This window comes from Mycobacterium sp. E3305 (genome assembly GCF_001666785.1).
In the GTDB taxonomy this organism is placed as follows: domain Bacteria; phylum Actinomycetota; class Actinomycetes; order Mycobacteriales; family Mycobacteriaceae; genus Mycobacterium.
The window spans coordinates 37,925-55,259 of record NZ_LZJA01000231.1 but is presented as its reverse complement, the minus strand read 5'-3'; the positions used below and the strand labels follow the sequence as shown (position 1 = coordinate 55,259).

General features: G+C 71.3%; 15 protein-coding genes and 1 pseudogene. 1 reads left to right on the top strand and 15 read right to left on the bottom strand.

The annotated features are described in order from the left end of the window. Positions 1-8 precede the first annotated feature (8 nt). Positions 9-689: pseudogene (locus tag A5701_RS21625) on the top strand (phosphoribosyltransferase); the annotation flags it as partial. A gap of 3 nt (positions 690-692) precedes the next feature. On the opposite strand, the gene A5701_RS21620 reads toward A5701_RS21625, so the two are convergent. The 15 genes from A5701_RS21620 to A5701_RS21550 form a co-directional block, all read right to left on the bottom strand. Beyond that, complete coding sequence (locus A5701_RS21620) at positions 693-1,046, bottom strand: hypothetical protein (RefSeq protein ID WP_067758607.1); 354 nt, start codon at positions 1,044-1,046, stop codon at positions 693-695. 96 nt (positions 1,047-1,142) lie between these two features. Then, positions 1,143-1,949, bottom strand: coding sequence for a DivIVA domain-containing protein (locus A5701_RS21615; protein ID WP_067758604.1), 807 nt, complete (start codon positions 1,947-1,949; stop codon positions 1,143-1,145). A gap of 302 nt (positions 1,950-2,251) precedes the next feature. Beyond that, positions 2,252-2,542 (bottom strand): YggT family protein, encoded by a 291-nt coding sequence (locus A5701_RS21610; protein WP_007170773.1) that lies wholly within the window; start codon positions 2,540-2,542, stop codon positions 2,252-2,254. 145 nt (positions 2,543-2,687) lie between these two features. After that, positions 2,688-3,329 carry a cell division protein SepF gene (locus A5701_RS21605; protein ID WP_067274456.1) on the bottom strand — a complete coding sequence of 214 codons (642 nt, stop codon included), beginning with the start codon at positions 3,327-3,329 and terminating at the stop codon, positions 2,688-2,690. Between the two features lie 62 nt (positions 3,330-3,391). Beyond that, positions 3,392-4,162, bottom strand: a complete 771-nt coding sequence (locus A5701_RS21600; protein WP_067758685.1) for a YggS family pyridoxal phosphate-dependent enzyme — start codon at positions 4,160-4,162, stop codon at positions 3,392-3,394. 5 nt (positions 4,163-4,167) lie between these two features. Further along, the gene (gene pgeF / locus A5701_RS21595; RefSeq protein ID WP_067758601.1) at positions 4,168-4,875 is read right to left on the bottom strand and encodes a peptidoglycan editing factor PgeF; all 708 of its coding nucleotides are present in this window, start codon (positions 4,873-4,875) and stop codon (positions 4,168-4,170) included. Positions 4,876-4,976: 101 nt separating this feature from the next. Next, a complete protein-coding gene (gene ftsZ / locus A5701_RS21590) occupies positions 4,977-6,128 on the bottom strand; it encodes a cell division protein FtsZ (protein WP_067758682.1) in 1,152 nt (383 codons plus the stop codon). Between the two features lie 219 nt (positions 6,129-6,347). Next, positions 6,348-7,289, bottom strand: a complete 942-nt coding sequence (locus tag A5701_RS21585) for a cell division protein FtsQ/DivIB (RefSeq protein ID WP_067758598.1) — start codon at positions 7,287-7,289, stop codon at positions 6,348-6,350. After that, a complete protein-coding gene (gene murC, locus A5701_RS21580) occupies positions 7,286-8,746 on the bottom strand; it encodes a UDP-N-acetylmuramate--L-alanine ligase (protein ID WP_067758595.1) in 1,461 nt (486 codons plus the stop codon). Before murC ends, A5701_RS21585 begins: the two co-directional genes overlap by 4 nt. Beyond that, complete coding sequence (gene murG / locus A5701_RS21575) at positions 8,743-9,954, bottom strand: undecaprenyldiphospho-muramoylpentapeptide beta-N-acetylglucosaminyltransferase (RefSeq protein WP_067758591.1); 1,212 nt, start codon at positions 9,952-9,954, stop codon at positions 8,743-8,745. The genes murC and murG overlap by 4 nt, the downstream gene beginning before the upstream one ends. Next, positions 9,951-11,588, bottom strand: coding sequence for a putative lipid II flippase FtsW (gene ftsW, locus A5701_RS21570; RefSeq protein WP_067758588.1), 1,638 nt, complete (start codon positions 11,586-11,588; stop codon positions 9,951-9,953). The genes murG and ftsW overlap by 4 nt, the downstream gene beginning before the upstream one ends. Before the next feature lie 7 nt (positions 11,589-11,595). Continuing rightward, complete coding sequence (gene murD, locus A5701_RS21565) at positions 11,596-13,062, bottom strand: UDP-N-acetylmuramoyl-L-alanine--D-glutamate ligase (protein ID WP_197505028.1); 1,467 nt, start codon at positions 13,060-13,062, stop codon at positions 11,596-11,598. After that, positions 13,055-14,134 (bottom strand): phospho-N-acetylmuramoyl-pentapeptide-transferase, encoded by a 1,080-nt coding sequence (gene mraY, locus A5701_RS21560; RefSeq protein ID WP_067758585.1) that lies wholly within the window; start codon positions 14,132-14,134, stop codon positions 13,055-13,057. Before mraY ends, murD begins: the two co-directional genes overlap by 8 nt. Beyond that, a complete protein-coding gene (murF, locus tag A5701_RS21555) occupies positions 14,131-15,693 on the bottom strand; it encodes a UDP-N-acetylmuramoyl-tripeptide--D-alanyl-D-alanine ligase (protein WP_067758582.1) in 1,563 nt (520 codons plus the stop codon). Before murF ends, mraY begins: the two co-directional genes overlap by 4 nt. Then, the gene (locus A5701_RS21550; RefSeq protein WP_067758677.1) at positions 15,690-17,270 is read right to left on the bottom strand and encodes a UDP-N-acetylmuramoyl-L-alanyl-D-glutamate--2,6-diaminopimelate ligase; all 1,581 of its coding nucleotides are present in this window, start codon (positions 17,268-17,270) and stop codon (positions 15,690-15,692) included. The genes murF and A5701_RS21550 overlap by 4 nt, the downstream gene beginning before the upstream one ends. Positions 17,271-17,335 lie beyond the last annotated feature (65 nt).

Genomic DNA, 17,335 nt, shown 5'->3' with positions numbered 1-17,335 from the left:
CTGGAACGCGACCGATGGCACCCGACGGATTTCTCCGGCACTCTGCGACGCGCACCTTCCGCGACCGCCGCGAGGCCGGTCGCGCGCTGGCCGAGCAGCTGGTGTCCTACCGCGACAGGGACGACGTGCTGGTGTTCGGGCTCGCCCGCGGCGGCGTGCCGGTGGCGTGGGAGATCGCCGCCGCGCTGCACGCCCCGCTGGATGTGTTCCTGGTCCGCAAGCTCGGGGTGCCGCGGTGGTCGGAGCTCGCGATGGGCGCGTTGGCCAGCGGCGGCGGCGTCGTGATGAACGACGACGTGGTTTCGAGCCTGCAGATCAGCGACGAGCAGGTCCGTGAGGTAATCCGAAGCGAGACAACCGAACTCGCCCGCCGTGAGCGCGCGTACCGGGGCGATCGCGCGCCGGCCGACCCCCGCGGCCAGGTGGTGATCCTGGTCGACGACGGCATCGCGACCGGGGCCAGCATGCTGGCCGCCGTCCGGGCGGTGCGAGCCGCGGGCCCGAGATCGATCGTCGTCGCGGTGCCGGTGGGACCGCGGTCGACCTGCCGTGAGCTCACCCTCGAGGCGGACGAGGTGGTCTGCGTGACGATGCCGCCCGGATTCGAAGCGGTCGGCCAGGTGTACGACGACTTCCATCAGGTGAGCGACGACGAGGTGCGCAAGACACTCGCCACGCCCACCTGCTGAGTGTTACTTGGCGGCCTCGTCGCCGCGACCCTCCGCGGCCACCGCCGACTGTTCGGTCGCCTCCGCCGATGGCGGCGCGCCGGCTTCCGCCGGCGCTTCGTGGGCGCCCTCGTCGGGCGCTTCCTCGGTTGCTTCCTCGGGGTAGTCGACGGCCTCTTCGCCGGCCTCATCCTCGTGTTGCTCCGTGGCGCCCGCGTCGCGGCGCTGCCGCTCCTGCAACGCGTCGATGATCAACAGGACCACGCCGAGCACGCTGGCGCCGATGCACACCCAGGCCACCAACTCGTTGCTCGTGACGACGGCGAACACCAACGCGACGAGCCCGACCAGGGCCAGCACCAGCGCAATGATCAGCATCGGTCATCCTCCAAGCGGCGAGCGGGAGAGCCAGTTCGTGTGCAGGTCTAGTGTGCCGACCGCGCAGCTGGGCGAGTGTCCGGCACGCCTGTGAGGCTAGTTGTTACCCCGATTGAATTGGTCGAACCCGCCGGCGTCGGCACTGGAGTCGACGGGCGCCGCCGATCCACGCTGGCCGAGCTCCTCCAGCTGCGATTCCAGGTAGGTCTTGAGCCGGGTCCGGTATTCGCGTTCGAAGGTACGCAGCTGCTCGAGCCGGCCTTCCAGGACGGTGCGCTGCTGGTTGATCGTTCCCATGATCTCGGAGTGCTTGCGCTCGGCGTCGGCCTGCAGGGCGTCGGCCTTCTCCTGCGCCTGGCGCAGCTGGGTCTCGGAACGGGTTTGGGCGTCGGCGAGCATCGCGTCGGCGCGCTGCCGGGCCTCGGTGACCGTGGTCTCGGCCGTCTGGCGGGCCTCGGAGAGGATCTGGTCGGCGTTGGCGCGGGCGTCGGCCAGCATCTTGTCCGACTCCGCCTTGGCCGTGCTGGTCAGCCGGTCGGCGGTGTCCTGGGCCAGGCTGAGCACCCGAGCCGCCTTCATGGCCTGTTCCTCGTTGCTCGACGAGGACGCGGCAGGCGCGGCCACCGGCGCCGCCTTGGGGGCCGGCTCCGGCTCGGGGACGGGAATCGCCTGAGTGGGGGCGGCCGCGGCGGCTGGGGCGGCGCTCGCGCCGCCGCCGGAGGCCAGCTCCTGGTCCAGCTCCTCGATCCGCTGACGCAGATCGCTGTTCTCTTCGATGAGCCGCGTCAGCTCGGCTTCCACCAGATCGAGGAAGGCGTCGACCTCGTCTTCGTTGTACCCCCGCTTGCCGATCGGTGGCTTACTGAACGCCACATTGTGGACGTCGGCTGGTGTAAGCGGCATTGTTTCGTCCCCTCAAGTTCCTGTCTAACGTTCTGGAAAGTGTAGAACGCAGTGGTAGCCGTCGTGCAACTGCCGTCCATCCTGTCACACCAGGCGCGACCGTTGCTGTTTAGGCCAATAAATAAGAACCAATTTCAAACGCTCAGGGCAATAAAATCCGAAACCTTAGAATTTTTAAATCGCAGCCACCAAACCGAGGCGAAAACGTGGCCGAACCGTCTCCGGGCACCGAAGCCGGCCCGCGGACAGGGAGCGAAACGGCCCGGAGACAAGGCGCCGGAGGCAGGGCGCCGGAGACAAGGTTAGGCCGCGGCGCCGAAGGCGAGCTGCATGCCGATGAACGCGACCAGCAGCAGCACCATGATGGACAGGTCGAAGCGGACCGCCCCGATGGTGAGCTGAGGGATCAGCCGGCGCAGCAACTTCACCGGCGGATCGGTGATCGACATGATGATCTCGAGGATCACCACGGTGATGCCGGTGGGATGCCAGTCGCGGCTGAACGATCGGATGAACTCGACGACGACCCGGGCGATGAGCAGCAGCCAGAAGATGAACAGCGCAAACCCAAGGATCTGAAAGAACAGCACCAACTGAAGAGCCCCGACCTTACCGATGAGATGTCATGCGCCGCAGGCATGCGCGGCGCCTGCCAGCGTACCGACTCCGGGCCCTCGACCACATCTCAGCTCGCCCGGCCAGCGAAGGTGGCGGCCGACCGCCGCCGCCGAGCCGGGTTTATTGGTAAGCGTAGAAGCCGGTTTCGGCGATCCGGCGACGCTCCTCCGGGGACACGTCGACGTCGGCGGGCGACAGCAGGAACACCTTGGTGGCCACCTTGTCGAAGGAGCCGCGCAACGCGAAGGCCAGGCCCGCCGCGAAGTCGACGAGCCGCTTCGCGTCGGCGTTGTCCATCGACACCAGGTCCATGATGACGGGGGTGCCGTCGCGGAACCGCTCGCCGATGGTGCGGGCCTCGCTGTAGTCCTTGGGCCGCAGCGTGGTGATCTTGGAGAGCGGGTGGCCCTCCTCGAACATCATCGCCATCCGGCGCGGGTCCATCGCCAGCGCGCCGCGGGTCGAATTGCGCAGCCAGGACCCGAAGCGCGGCCTGCCCATCTCGGGCCGCTCGAACTCGCGGGGGTGGACGGCGCCGTACCGCGACTCCTCCGCGTAACCGCCGCGGTAGCCGCCAGGCGGCGGGTAGTCCGCGGGCTCGCGCGGGTCGTCGTAGTCGCGCCCCTCGTAGCGGCCGTACCCGTCGTCGAAACGGGGGCGCGGGAATCCGCGGGAGGGCGCGTGGTCGTCGTAATACTCGTCGTCGTAGTCGTCCATCGGGGCCATACCGAAATAGGCCTTGACTTTGTGCAGTGTGCTCATTGCGTTGACCCCTTCTAGCCCCTGATGCTTGGTGTCAGTGATGAAGATGTGACTACAGTGACTTAATACGGTGACGGTAGCGGCCGCGGGCCCAATAGCGCGGTACCGACACGCACACATGTCGAACCGTGTTTGACGGCAATTTCGAAATCGTCGGACATGCCGGCGGACAGTCCGACGGCGTTGGGATGCGATTCCAGCACGCGCAGATGCTCCGTTCGCAGGCGCCCGAAGGCCGCGTCAGGGTCCGAGCCCAGCGGCGGGATGGCCATCAGCCCGGCCAGTTCCAGGTGTTTTGACTCCTCGGCCTGCGCGCAAAGCTGGTCGACCGCGCCCGGCAGCGAGATGTCGACGCCGCCCCGCGACTCGTCGCCGTCAAGGCTGATCTGGACGTAGATCCGCATCGGATCGGCGCGGCGGCCCTCCGCCAGGGCGGCCGAGACGCCCCGATCGAGGGCGCTGACCAATTGCGAGCTGTCCACCGAGTGAGCGGTATGCGCCCAGCGGGCGACCGAGCGGGCCTTGTTCCGCTGGATGTGGCCCACCATGTGCCAGCGCATGGCCGGGACGTCCACCCGCGATAAGAGTTTGGTGACTTCGCTCACTTTTTCCGATGCTTCCTGATCCCGCGATTCGCCAACGGCCCGGCAACCCAAACGCGACAAAGTCACCACATCGGTTGCTGGGAAGAATTTGGTAATCGGCAGCAGTTCGATTTCACCGACATTGCGACCCGCCGCTTCGGCGGCCGCCGCAAGGCGCGAGCGCACCGCCGCTAATGCGTGGGTCAATTCCGTTTCGCGGTCACCCCCCGCAGGCATGTCCACCGCCATCGCGGTCACTCCATCCACACCAGGGAGGCCAGCCGGCCGGTGGGCGCGTCCCGGCGGTGGCTGAACAACGTCGGGTCGTCGACCGTGCACCGCGGATCGATGTCGATGGCCCTCACACCCAAATCCGTTAACTGGCAAGCGATTCCGGCCCGAAGATCGAGGCCGGGGGTGCCCGCCGAGGTGGTGGTGCGGCTGCCGGGCAGCGCGGCCTCCACCTCGTCGGCCATGGCCGCGGGCACCTCGTAGTTGCGGCCGCTGACCGCCGGGCCCAGCAGGGCCGAGATGTCCTCGGGGCGCGCGCCCAGCTCGACCATCGCCTCCACGGTGCGGGCCACCACCCCGCGCTGGGCGCCGACGCGGCCTGCGTGCACGGCCGCGGCCACTCCGGCGCGCGCGTCGGCGAGCAACACCGGCACGCAGTCGGCCGTCACCACCGCCAGAGCCAGCCGCGCGGTGCCGGTCACCAGCGCGTCGGTGTTCTCGACCGCGCCGCCCCGTGGCCGGTCGACCACCTCCACCCGGTCACCGTGGACCTGGTCCATCCACACGACGCGCTCGGGCTTGAGCCCGATGGCGGCGGCCAGCCGGTTGCGGTTGGCGGCCACCGCCGCCGGATCGTCGCCGACGTGGTCGCCCAGGTTGAAGGTGTCGAACGGTGGACCCGAGACACCACCGGCGCGGGTGGTGGTCACCCGCCGGATGCGCACGCTCACTTCTTCAGTATCCGGAGCCCCCCGGCTGCCAGCGGGCAGCGCCATCCTGCCCGTGCTTTTCGTGGCCGGTTTGTCGCGCACTGGCAAGCATTTCGAGACCCTCAGCGGCGCATGAACGGCGGCACGTCGACGTCGTCGTCGTCGCCACCGATATTCAGCGTGGCGCCGTTGGTGTGAACCGGGACGCTGACCGCGTCGACGGGTTCAAACAGTGTCGAGGTGAGCTTGCCGGCCTTCGCCGATTCGATGCGGTGCGCGCCGCCTTTTTCGGCGGCGCTGTCCCCGGTGACCGGTCTGCGACCGGGACCGGTCGCGCTGAAGCCCGCGGCGATGACGGTGACGCGCACCTCGTCGCCGAGGGAGTCGTCGATGACGGTCCCGAAGATGATGTTGGCGTCCTGGTGGGCGGCGTCCTGCACCAGCGAGGCGGCCTCGTTGATCTCGAACAGGCCCAGGTCGCTGCCGCCGGCGATCGACATCAGCACGCCCTGGGCGCCCTCCATGGACTGCTCCAGCAGGGGTGAATTGATCGCGATCTCGGCGGCCTTGAGCGACCGGCCCTCGCCGCGGGCCGAGCCGATGCCCATCAGCGCGGTCCCCGCGCCGGACATGATGCCCTTGACGTCGGCGAAGTCGACGTTGATCAGGCCCGGCGTGGTGATCAGGTCGGTGATGCCCTGCACGCCGTTGAGGAGCACCTCATCGGCGCTGCGGAAAGCGTCCATCAGGGACACCGCGGCGTCGCCCATCTGCAGCAACCGGTCGTTGGGGATGACGATCAGGGTGTCGCAGCTTTCCCGCAGCGTGTTGATGCCGCCTTCGGCCTGCGAACCGCGCCGCTTGCCCTCGAAGGAGAACGGCCGGGTGACCACGCCGACGGTCAGCGCGCCCAGCTTGCGGGCGATGCTGGCGACGACGGGCGCGCCGCCGGTGCCCGTGCCGCCGCCCTCGCCGGCGGTCACGAACACCATGTCCGCGCCACGCAGCAGCTCCTCGATCTCGTCCTTGGCGTCCTCGGCGGCCTTGCGGCCGACCTCCGGGTCGGCCCCGGCGCCGAGCCCGCGGGTGGAGTCGCGGCCGACGTCGAGCTTGACGTCGGCATCGCTCATCAACAGCGCCTGCGCATCGGTGTTGATCGCGATGAACTCCACGCCCTTGAGGCCCTGTTCGATCATCCGGTTGACGGCGTTGACGCCGCCACCACCGATACCCACAACCTTGATGACGGCCAGGTAGTTATGCGGGGGGGTCATCATCTCGTCTTCCTCCCTGGTGGGGATTCGGTTTCTCCGGTCACTCACGGTCCCCCTGGCAAACCCTCAACCTCAACCATAGAGTTAGAGTTATGTCAAGTAGTTCCGCGCAACCAGAACGGTATGGGCATGGCGCGCCCTAACCCCGCAGGCGCGCCGACGCGCGGCTCGCAAATTTTTTCTGTTACGACCGTCACACGCCGCGCTTGACCGGCGTCGCTACTTCACCGTCGGCAGGTCGGGGCTCGACACGTCGTAGGTCCGTCCGGGCTGGGTCAGCAGCGCGGCCAGCTTCTCGGCCTTCTCGTCGGTGCGATCGGTCGTCCCCCAGATGACGACCCGGCCATCGCCCAGCGTCAGCGTGATCGAGGCGACCGAGGGGGCCGCGACCCGGCCCACCTGGCCCGCGACCTCGGGTCGCAGCGCGGTCAGCACCTGCAGCGCGGCCTTGGTCGCCGGGTCGTTGGGGCCCGGGTTGGCGACGTCGAGGTACGGCAGCGCCGGCGGCGGCGGCCCGGTCGCGAAGTCGACGCCGTCGCGGTCGAACAGGTGCGGGCCGTCGGGAAAGTCCTTCACCGCCACCGCGATTCGCTCGACGATGGTGATGCGCAGCGCGGACGGGTACTGGCGCTGCACCCGGGCGCTGGCCACCCGCCGGATGGCGGCCACCCGGTCGGCGACCTGGTTGGTGTTGATCTGCAGCAGCGGCGTGCCCGGCCGCACCCGGGCGGCGTCCAACACCTCTTCCCGGGTCACCACCCCGGTGCCGACGACGACGATGTTGCGGGCCGACATCGCGGGGGTGAAGTACAGGATCAGCGCGAGCCCGATCCCGAGGGCGACCAGCAGCACCGTCACCAACAGCATCTTCAGGCCGCGGACCACACCCCGGGCCACGGGTTTGGGCTCGTCGGCCGCGCGGCCGGTGGCCCGGCGTTTGGCCTCCCGGCGGGCCTCTTCGATGGCGGTGGCGCGTGCCTGCGCCGCGCGGCGCTCGGCTCTTTCCCGGCGCGCCCGTCGGCGCGGCCCCTCGAATTCCTCGTCCTCCGTGGGCTTCTCGACGTCGGGCCCCGCGGCGAAGATCGGTTCGGTGATCGCGCCGTCCGCCGAACCGGAGGCCGATTCGCCGGCGACACCCACGGGGTCGTCCGGCTGGGTCATCGCGGCACTCCCGGCCGGCCGGGCGCGCTGCGGTTGTCCCGGATCCGCAGCTCGGTGACGATCTCCGGCCCGAGCAGGGTCACGTCGCCCGCGCCCATCGTGACGATGACGTCGCCCGGGCCGGCAGCCGCGGCCACCTGCTCGGCGACCGCGGAGAAGTCCGGCAGGTAGCGCACGGGCACGCTGACGTGCTCGGCGACGCTGGCGCCGCTGACCCCGGCCAGCGGTTGTTCGCGGGCGCCGTACACGTCGAGGACGAACACCTCGTCGGCGGCGTCCAGCGCGCGACCGAATTCCGCGGCGAATTCCTTTGTGCGCGAATATAAGTGAGGCTGAAAAACCACGAGGCTGCGGCCGCCGGAGCTCTGCTCGAGGACCGTGCGGACGGCGGCCAGCGTCGCGCTGATCTCGGTGGGATGGTGGGCGTAGTCGTCGAAGACGCGCACCGACCCGGAGTTGCCGACCAGTTCGAACCGCCGGCGGACTCCCTCGAAACCGGCCAGCCCGTCCAGCACCGCGTCCGCCGGGGCGCCGATCTCGAGCGCGGCGAGCAGGGCGCCCAGCGCGTTGAGCGCCATGTGCCGACCGGGCACCGACAGCCGCATCACGCGGGGATGCTGTTCGCCCGCCAGCTGGACGTGGGCGACCGCCTCGGTGCCCTGCTGCTCCCAGGACAGCAGGGTGGCGGCCTGGTCCACGCCCGGGTCGGATCCATAACGCAGCACCCGGATTCCCAGCTCGGCCGTGCGGTCCGCCAGCGCGGCCGCGCCCGGATCGTCGACGCACACCACTAACGCCCCACCCGGGGCCAGCCGCTCCACGAAGGCGTCGAACACCCCGACGTAGGCGTCGGCGCTGCCGTAGAAATCCAGGTGATCGGTCTCGATGTTGGTGACCACGGCGACGTTCGGCGTGTATTCCAGCAGCGAGCCGTCGCTCTCGTCGGCCTCCGCCACGAAGCAGTCACCGCTGCCGTGATGCGCGTTGGTGCCGGCCTCCCCCATTTCACCGCCGACCGCGAACGACGGGTCGCGCCCGCAGTGCTGCAGCGCCACGATCAACATCGACGTCGTCGTCGTCTTGCCGTGCGTGCCGGTGACCATCAGCGTGGTGCGCCCGTCCATCAGCTTGGCCAGCACCGCCGGGCGCAGGATGATCGGAATGCCCCGCCGGCGGGCCTCGACGAGCTCGGGGTTGGTCTTCGGAATGGCGGCGTGGGTGGTGATGACCGCCGTCGGGCCGCCCGGCAGCAGGTCGAGCGACGACGCGTCGTGGCCGATGCGGATCGAGGCGCCCCGGGCGCGCAGGGCGTGCACGCCGCGGGACTCCTTGGCATCGGACCCCGAGACCAGCGCGCCGCGGTCCAGCAGGATGCGGGCGATGCCCGACATGCCGGCTCCGCCGATGCCCACCATGTGCACCCGCTGCAGCTCGGGCGGCAGCTGTTCGGCGTTCACCGCCGCCCTCCCGCGGCTGCCTTCCTGGCGATGTCCAGCGCCGCCTGCGCCACCTGGCGCGCCGCGTCGGGGTGCCCGACCCGCGCGGCGGCCGTCGTCATAGCCGCCAACCGGGGCGGGTCGTTGAGCAGGGCGGACACCTCGCGGGCCACCAGTTCCGGCGTCAGCGCGGCGTCGGCGACCACCATGCCGCCCCCGCCGTTGACCACCGGCAGCGCGTTGAGCCGCTGTTCGCCGTTGCCGATCGGCAGCGGCACGTAGATGGCCGGCAGCCCGACCGCCGAGACCTCGGCGACGGTCATGGCGCCGGACCGGCAGATCGCCAGGTCGGCGGCGGCGTAGGCCAGGTCCATCCGGTCGAGGTAGGGCACCGCGACGTACGGCGGATCGCCCGGTTGGCTCTCCCGCAGGTCGAGGGTGTTCTTCGGCCCGTGCGCGTGCAGCACCGACACGCCCGCGGCCGCCAGGTCGGCGGCGGCGCCGGACACGGCCCGGTTGAGCGACACGGCCCCCTGCGAACCGCCGAACACCAGCAACACCCGCGCGTCCTCGGCGAAGCCGAAATGCCTGCGCGCCTCGGCGCGCAGCGCCGCGCGGTCCAGCGACGTGATGGCCGCCCGCACCGGCACCCCCACCACCTCGGCGCGCGGCAAACCGCAGTCGGGAACCGCGGACAGCACCCGGTCGGCGCCGCGGGCGCCGACGCGGTTGGCCAGGCCGGCGCTGGCGTTCGCTTCGTGGATCAGCACCGGGACGCGTCGCCGACGGCTGAGGCCGCGGGGAATCCCGCGGGCGGCGAGGTAGGCCGGCAGCGCCACGTACCCACCGAAACCGATGATGACGTCGGCGTCCACCGCGTCGAGCACCGCGCGGGTCTCGCGGACCGCGCGCCACACCCGCGGGGGCAGCCGCGCGAGGTCGCCGCTGGGCTTGCGCGGCAGCGGCACCGGCGTGATCAGCTCGAGGTGGTAGCCGCGCTGGGGCACCAGCCTGGTCTCCAGCCCGCGGTGGGTGCCGAGCGCGGTGATGCGCACCTGCGGATCGAGTGCGCTGAGCGCGTCGGCCACCGCCATCGCGGGCTCGACGTGGCCCGCGGTGCCCCCGCCGGCCAGCACGACCGACAGGGGTTTAAATGCCGACAACGCGGCACCGGCGGGCTGGGGACTTGTCCCCCGCCCGCCGGTCGGCTTGCTGACCGTGTCGTTCACCCGTAACGCTGACCTTCCAGTGCGCGTGCGCGCCGTGCCTGACGCTGGCCGGCCCCGCGAGTGGCGGAGCGCTGGCCAGATCCATGATGCACCGCCCTGCGCGCCGGCCGTGCGGCTGTGCGGGAGAACGCCGGCCGCAGCGGTTCCTGGGCCGTGCGGGCGGGCTTGCGCGCGCCGTTGCGCGGCGGGCTTCCCTTGCCCGGTTGCTTGCCGCCGCGCTTGCGGTCGCGGAACGATTCCAGCCGCGTCGGCACGTACGGCTGCGGCAGCGGCAGCCGCAGGAAGCGGTTCACCTTGTCGTCACGGCCGGCGCGCAGCGCGGCCACCGCCTCCGGTTCGTGACGGGCCGCGTTGGCCATGATGCCGATCATGAAAAGCGTTGCAGCCGTGGAAGTTCCACCCGCTGAGATGAGCGGCAGCTGGATGCCGGTGACCGGCAGGATCCCGATCACGTAACCGATGTTGATGAACGCCTGGCCCAGCACCCACATCGTCGTCGTGGCGGTTAGGAGCCGCAGGAAGGGGTCGGCCGACCGGCGGGCGATGCGCATCCCGGTGTAGGCGAACAACCCGAAGAGCACCAGCAGCCCGAACGCGCCGACGAAGCCCAGCTCCTCGCCGATGATCGCGAAGATGAAGTCGTTGTGGGCGTTGGGCAGGTAGTTCCACTTCGCGACGCCCTGGCCCAGGCCGTCGCCGAAGATCCCCCCGTGGGCCAGGGCGAACTTCGCCTGGCGGGCCTGGTAGCCGGTGTCCATGGGGTCGTTCTCGGGGTTCATCCAGGACTTCACCCGGTCCGAGCGGTAACCCGCGGACATGGCCAGGACCGCGCCCGCCATGAAGACGGCCAGCAGCGAGGTGGCGAAGACGCGCAGCGGCAGCCCGGCGTACCACAACAACGCCAGCAGGATGATGCCCAGCGACACCGTCTGCCCCAGGTCAGGCTGGGCGACGATCAGCGCCAGCGCGATGACCGCCGCCGGCACCAGCGGGATCAGCATCTCGCGCAGCGAGGCGCGCTCCAGGCGGCGTGCCGCCAGCAGGTGCGCGCCCCAGATGGCGAAGGCGATCTTCGCCAACTCCGAGGGCTGCATCGAGAAGCCGGCGATGACGAACCACTTCCGGGACCCGTTGGCCAGGTTGCCGATGCCGGGCACCAGCACGAGCACGAGCAGGATGACGGTGACGACGTAGCCGGTGAAGGCGACGCGGCGGATGAACCGGACCGACATGCGCAGCGAGGCGTAGCAGGCGATCAGGCCGATCACCGTCCACAGCACCTGCTTGCCGAAGATCACCCAGGCCGACCCGTCGGCGTCGTAGGACCGCACGCCCGAGGCCGACAGCACCATGATCAAACCGAGCGTCGTCAGCAGCCCGGCCACGGCGATGATCAGGTGGAACGAGGTCATGGGCCGGCTCAGCCAGGCGCCGAACCGGTTACGCCCCTCGCCTCCCGCCTGCGGCTTCGTGGACGGCCTGGCCTCCGAGCTGCCTGCGGCGCTGACGGGGCCGGTCGCCGCGTCGTCGTCGGCGTCCGGCTGCTCCGGTGCGGCGGCGTCGGTGGCCTTGGTGGCGCCGGCCTCTGCAATGTCCTTGCCCCGGCGTCTGAGCCGGGCCAGCGGGTTACCCATTCCCGCCCTACCGGGTGGCCGCGCGGACGGCGGCGGCGAAGGCGTCGCCACGGTCGGCGTACCCGGTGAACTGGTCAAACGAGGCGCCCGCGGGTGCCAGCAGCACCGTGTCGCCGGGCCGGGCCAGGTCGCGGGCCGCGGCCACCGCCGCGGTCATGACGGAAGTGCCGAGATCGTCGCCGGAATATTTCACTTCTGTCACATTTGCACCAACAACCACAGCCGTCGCATTCATATCAGCATCCTCGCCTGTCACAACCTGGACGACGGGGACATCCGGCGCGTGTCGCGATAACGCCTCTGCAACCTCTCGCCGATCCCGGCCGATCAGCACGGCCCCGACCAGGCGGGAGGCCATCCGGGCGACCTCGGCGTCCACCGACGCGCCCTTGAGCAATCCGCCCGCCACCCACACCACGCGGGGGTAGGCGAGCACGGACGCCTCGGCGGCGTGCGGATTGGTGGCCTTGGAGTCGTCGACGTAGGTGATGCCGTCGGCCACCGCGACCACCTCCGCCCGGTGCCGGCCCACCCGGAAGGACGCGACCGCCTCCGCGATCGCCTCGGCGGGCACGTCGACGCTGCGGGCCAGCGCGGCCGCGGCCAGGGCGTCGAGGACGCCGACGGGCCCGGGCACCGGGATCGAGTCGACCGGCAGGAGCGCGAGGTCGTCGGCGAAGGCGCGGTCGACCAGCCGGCCGTCGCGCACGCCGAGTTCGCCCACCGCCGGCTCGCCGAGCCGGAAGCCGACGCGCACCGGCGCCCCGGCGGTGCCCAGCAACGCCGCCGCCCGGGCGTCGTCGAGCCCCACCACCGCCACCCGGCCGCCCAGCACGCGCGCCTTGGCCGCCGTGTAGTCGGCCATGGTCGAATGCCAATCCAGGTGGTCCTCCGCGATGTTGAGCACGACGCCCGCCTCGGGCCGCACCGAGGGCGCCCAGTGCAGCTGAAAGCTGGACAGCTCGACGGCCAGCAGGTCGGCCGGCTGCTCGAGCACGTCGAGCACCGGGTCGCCGATGTTGCCGCACAACACGCTGCGCCGGCCCGCGGCGGTCAGCATGGCCTGCAGCATCGACGCCGTGGTCGTCTTGCCGTTCGTGCCGGTCACCACCAGCCAGCGGCGCGGTGGCCCGTAGTAACCCGCCGTGTCCAGCCGCCAGGCCAGCTCCACGTCGCCCCAGATCGGCACGCCCTCCGTCGCGGCGGCGGCCAGCAGCGGCGTGTCCGGCGAGAACCCGGGGCTGGTGACCACCAGGGCGTACTGCGCAAGGCGCTCCGCGGACGTCGACGTCGTCATCGTCGCCACGCCGCTCTCGGCGTAGCGCCGCAACGTGGCCGGGTCGTCGTCGCACAGGGTCGGCACCGCGCCGAACCGGATCAGCGCGGACAGCACCGCCTTGCCGGTCACCCCGCCGCCGGCCACCAGCACCGGCGCGCCCGGCACCAGAGGCTCGAGTCCGGGTACGTCAGGCACCGATCGCGCCCAGCCACTCACCGTAGAAGAGGGCCACGCCCAGCCCACACGTGATCGCCGTGAGCAGCCAGAAGCGAATGATCACCGTGGTTTCGGCCCAGCCCGCCAACTCGAAATGGTGGTGGAACGGCGCCATCCGGAACACCCGGCGACCGGTGGTGCGAAACGCCAGGATCTGCAGCACCACCGAGGTGACCTCGGCGACGAACAGCGACCCCAGCACGACGGCGAGGATCTCGGTGCGGCTGGTGACCGACAGGCCCGCGATGATGCCACCCAGCGCCAGCGAGCCGGTGTCCCCCATGAAAATCTTTGCGGGAGCGGCGTTCCACCACAGGAAGCCGATGCAGGCGCCCGCGGTGGCGGCCGCGACGAGCGCCAGGTCCAGCGGGTCGCGCACGTTGTAGCAGCCCAGGCCCGGCGCCGTCACGCACGCGTTGCGGTACTGCCAGAAGGTGATCAACACGTAGGCGGCGGTGACCATGGCCATGCACCCGGCGGCCAGGCCGTCCAGACCGTCGGTGAAATTGACCGCGTTGGACCACGCGCTGACCACGACCACGCAGAACAACACGAACAGCGCCGGAGTCAAAGTGACGGTGGCGATTTCGCGTACATAGGACAGGTCCGAGCTGGCCGGTGTCAATCCGCTGCCGTTGCGGAACTGCAAGACCAGCACGCCGAACAGCACCGCGGCGGCCACCTGCCCAATGGTCTTGGCCGTCTTGTTCAACCCGAGGTTGCGCGACCGGCGGACCTTGATCAGGTCGTCGAGGAAGCCGACGCCGCCGAGCGCGGTCGCCAGGCCCAGCACCAGCAGGCCCGACGCGGAGACGCCCTCGCCGTCGAACGCCAGCCCGGCCAGGTGGGTCCCGAGGTAGCCCGCCCAGATGCCGGCGAGGATCGCCACGCCGCCCATCGACGGCGTGCCGCGCTTCGAATGATGGCTGGGCGGCCCGTCCTCGCGGGTGTGATGGCCGAAACCCTGCCTGGTGAACAGGCGAATCAGCGCCGGCGTCAACAGGATTGACACCGCGAGCGCGATCGCGACGGCGATCAGGATCTGCCTCACGAGCCGGTCCCCCCGTCGCCCGATGGTGACGACCCGCTTCGCCCGGCTTCGCCGCCCTCGCGATCGTCACCAGCCAGGGCGTCGGCCAGCGCTCCCAGCCCCGCCGCGTTGGAGGCCTTGACCAGGACCACGTCGCCGGGCTGCAGCTCGGCCCGCAACAGCGCCAGCGCCGCGTCGGCATCGGCCACGTTGACCGCCTCAGCTCCCCACGAGCCCTCCATGACCGCTCCGTGGTGCATGGCGCTCATCGACCTCCCACTTCCCACGACGACGAGTCGAGACACATCTAAGCGCACCGCCAGGCGGCCGATGCGATCGTGTTCGGCCACCGCGTCGTCGCCGAGCTCGGCCATTTCGCCCAGCACCGCCCAGCTCCTGCGCTTCTCGCCTGCGCGGTGGGCGATCCAGGCCAGCGCCTGCAGGCCGGCCCGCATCGAGTCGGGGTTGGCGTTGTAGGCGTCGTCGATCACCGTCACCCCGTCCGCCCGGGTGGTCACGTGCATCCGGTGCCGCGACACCGGCCCCGCCTGCGCCAGCGCGGCGGCGACCTGGTCGACGGTCGCGCCGCACTCCAGCGCGACCGCGGCGGCACACAGCGCGTTGGTGACCTGATGGTCGCCGAACACGCCGAGCTCAACCGCGACCGCGCTGTCCATCGCGTGCAGGGTAAAGCGCGGCCTGGCCAGTTCGTCCAGCGACACTCCGTCCGCCCAGACGTCGCTGGGACCCGCGTCGGTGCGGCTGGACCGGCTGACCCACACCACCCTCGCCCCGGTGACGCGGGCCATCGCCGCCACCACCGGGTCGTCGGCGTTGAGGATGACCACACCGGACGGCGGAACCGATTGCGGCAGTTCGGATTTGGTCCGCGCGATGGCCTCCCGTGAGCCGAACTCGCCCAGGTGGGCGGTGCCGACGTTGAGCACCACCCCGATCGCGGGCGGGGCGATCTCGGCCAGCGCGGCGATGTTGCCGGGATGGCGGGCCGACATCTCGAGAACCAGGTAGTCGGTGTCCCGCGTCGCGCGCAGCACCGTCCAGGGGTGGCCCAGCTCGTTGTTGAACGACCCGGGCGGGGCGATGACCTCGCCCAGCGGCTCGAGCACGGTCTTGACGAGGTCTTTGGTCGACGTCTTCCCCGACGAACCCGTGATGCCGATGATGGTCAGGCCGCCGGCCACCAGCTCGGCGGCCACCGCCTTGGCCAGCCTGGCCAGCGCGGCGAGCACGGCCGCGCCCGAGCCGTCGGTGTCGTGTTCGAGCACCCCGGCCAGGCCGCCGCCGCGGCTCGCCCGCTGCGGGGGCACCACGATCGCCGGCACCCCCACCGGCCGGGCGGCCAGCACGGCCACCGCGCCGGCCGCCGCCGCCGCCCGCGCGTAGTCATGCCCATCGGCGTGCGCCCCCGGCAGCGCGAGGAACAACCCGCCGGGACCCACTGCGCGCGAATCGAATTCGACGGTTCCGGTGACGCGGAGCTCGGCGGCGGCCCGCGGTGAGATGTCGGCCAGCGTGCCGCCCACCAGCTCGGCGATCTGCGCGACGGTGAGGTCGATCATGACCGAGTCTCACGGGGCCGACGGGCCCGCAACGCCTCGGACAGCTCCACCCGGTCGTCGAACGGACGGGTTTCGCCGGCGGCGCGCTGCCCGGTCTCGTGCCCCTTGCCGGCGACCAGCACCACGTCGCCCGGTTGCGCCCAGGCGACGGCGTGCCGGATGGCCGCGCGCCGGTCCCCGATCTCGACGACCTCGGCCGCACCACCGCTTTCGGTCGCACCGGACAGTATCTCGCGGCGGATGGCGGCGGGGTCCTCGCCGCGGGGGTTGTCATCGGTGACGACGACCAGGTCGGCCAGCTCAGCGGCGGTCGCGCCCATCGGCGCCCGCTTGCCCGGGTCGCGCTCGCCGCCGGCGCCGAACACCACCGCCAGCCGGCGACCCGGCCGCGCCAGGGTGGTCAGCACCGCGCGCAGCGCGCCGGGCTTGTGGGCGTAGTCGACCAGCGCGAGGAAATCCTGGCCACCGTCGATGTCTTCCATGCGCCCGGGCACCCGGGTCTCCAGCAGTCCCGGCGCCGCTTGCTCGGGAGACACCCCCACCGCGTCCAGAAGCGCAAGCGCCACAAGGCAATTGGCGACGTTGTAATGCCCCGGCAACCGGATGCCGACCCGGTGGCGCACGCCGGTGGGGTCGATCGCGGTGAACTGCTGTCCCCCCGCACCCATCGGCATCACGTCCATGGCGCGCCAGTGCGCGGGCTCGCCGGCGGCGCTGACGGTGATGGCATCCCCGGCCCGCGCCGCCATGGCGCGCCCGGCTTCGTCGTCGACGCAGACCACCACCCGCCGGGCCCGCAACGGTGACGCGGGGTCGAACAGCTTCGCCTTGGCCTCGAAGTAGTCGGCCATGGTGGGGTGAAAGTCGAGGTGGTCCCGCGACAGGTTGGTGAAGCCGCCCACCGCGAAGCCGGTGCCGTCCACCCGGCCGAGCGCGAGCGCGTGGCTCGAGACCTCCATGACCACGGTGTCCACCCCGCGCTCGGCCATCGCCGCGAACATGGCCTGCAGCGCGGGCGCCTCCGGCGTGGTCAGCGCGCTCGGGACGTCGGCGCCGTCGATCCGGATGCCGATCGTGCCGATCAGCCCGGCCTTGCGGCCCCCGGCGCGCAGCCCGGATTCGACCAGATACGTCGTGGTGGTCTTGCCCGAGGTTCCGGTGATCCCGATGACCGTCGTACGCTCCGATGGGTTCCCGTACACCGTGGCGGCCAGGGCGCCGAGGACCCCGCGGGGCGCCGGATGCACCAGCGTCGGGACGGTCGAGGCCGACGCACCCATCTCCGCGACGCCGGCGGCGTCGGTGAGGACCGCGACGGCGCCGCGTTCGATCGCCTCGGGGGCGTACCGCGCCCCGTGGGTCGAGGCGCCCGTCAGCGCGGCGAACAGGTCGCCGGGCCGCACGTCCTGGGCGCGCAGCGTGACGCCGGTGACGGGCACGTCGGGCACCGCCGCGCCCCGGTCCGCGGGCACCGCCCCGACCTGGGCCGCCAGCGCGGGCAGGCGCGCGCCCGCCACGGCGCTGGGGCGCAAATCAGTGGGCACGGCACACCTCCCGTCCACGCACGTGGTCCTCATGATCGGCCATGACACCCTACCGAGAGGCGCCTGCCAGCCAGGTGGGCTCATCGATCGAGTGTGCG

What these genes read in the sequence shown, in the direction of transcription:
- A5701_RS21620 (WP_067758607.1), bottom strand. Translation starts at nt 1,046, where the DNA reads ATGCTGATCATTGCGCTGGTGCTGGCCCTGGTCGGGCTCGTCGCGTTG.
- A5701_RS21615 (WP_067758604.1), bottom strand. Translation starts at nt 1,949, where the DNA reads ATGCCGCTTACACCAGCCGACGTCCACAATGTGGCGTTCAGTAAGCCA.
- A5701_RS21605 (WP_067274456.1), bottom strand. Translation starts at nt 3,329, where the DNA reads ATGAGCACACTGCACAAAGTCAAGGCCTATTTCGGTATGGCCCCGATG.
- A5701_RS21600 (WP_067758685.1), bottom strand. Translation starts at nt 4,162, where the DNA reads ATGGCGGTGGACATGCCTGCGGGGGGTGACCGCGAAACGGAATTGACC.
- ftsZ (WP_067758682.1), bottom strand. Translation starts at nt 6,128, where the DNA reads ATGACCCCCCCGCATAACTACCTGGCCGTCATCAAGGTTGTGGGTATC.
- A5701_RS21585 (WP_067758598.1), bottom strand. Translation starts at nt 7,289, where the DNA reads ATGACCCAGCCGGACGACCCCGTGGGTGTCGCCGGCGAATCGGCCTCC.
- ftsW (WP_067758588.1), bottom strand. Translation starts at nt 11,588, where the DNA reads ATGGGTAACCCGCTGGCCCGGCTCAGACGCCGGGGCAAGGACATTGCA.
- murF (WP_067758582.1), bottom strand. Translation starts at nt 15,693, where the DNA reads ATGATCGACCTCACCGTCGCGCAGATCGCCGAGCTGGTGGGCGGCACG.
- A5701_RS21550 (WP_067758677.1), bottom strand. Translation starts at nt 17,270, where the DNA reads ATGAGGACCACGTGCGTGGACGGGAGGTGTGCCGTGCCCACTGATTTG.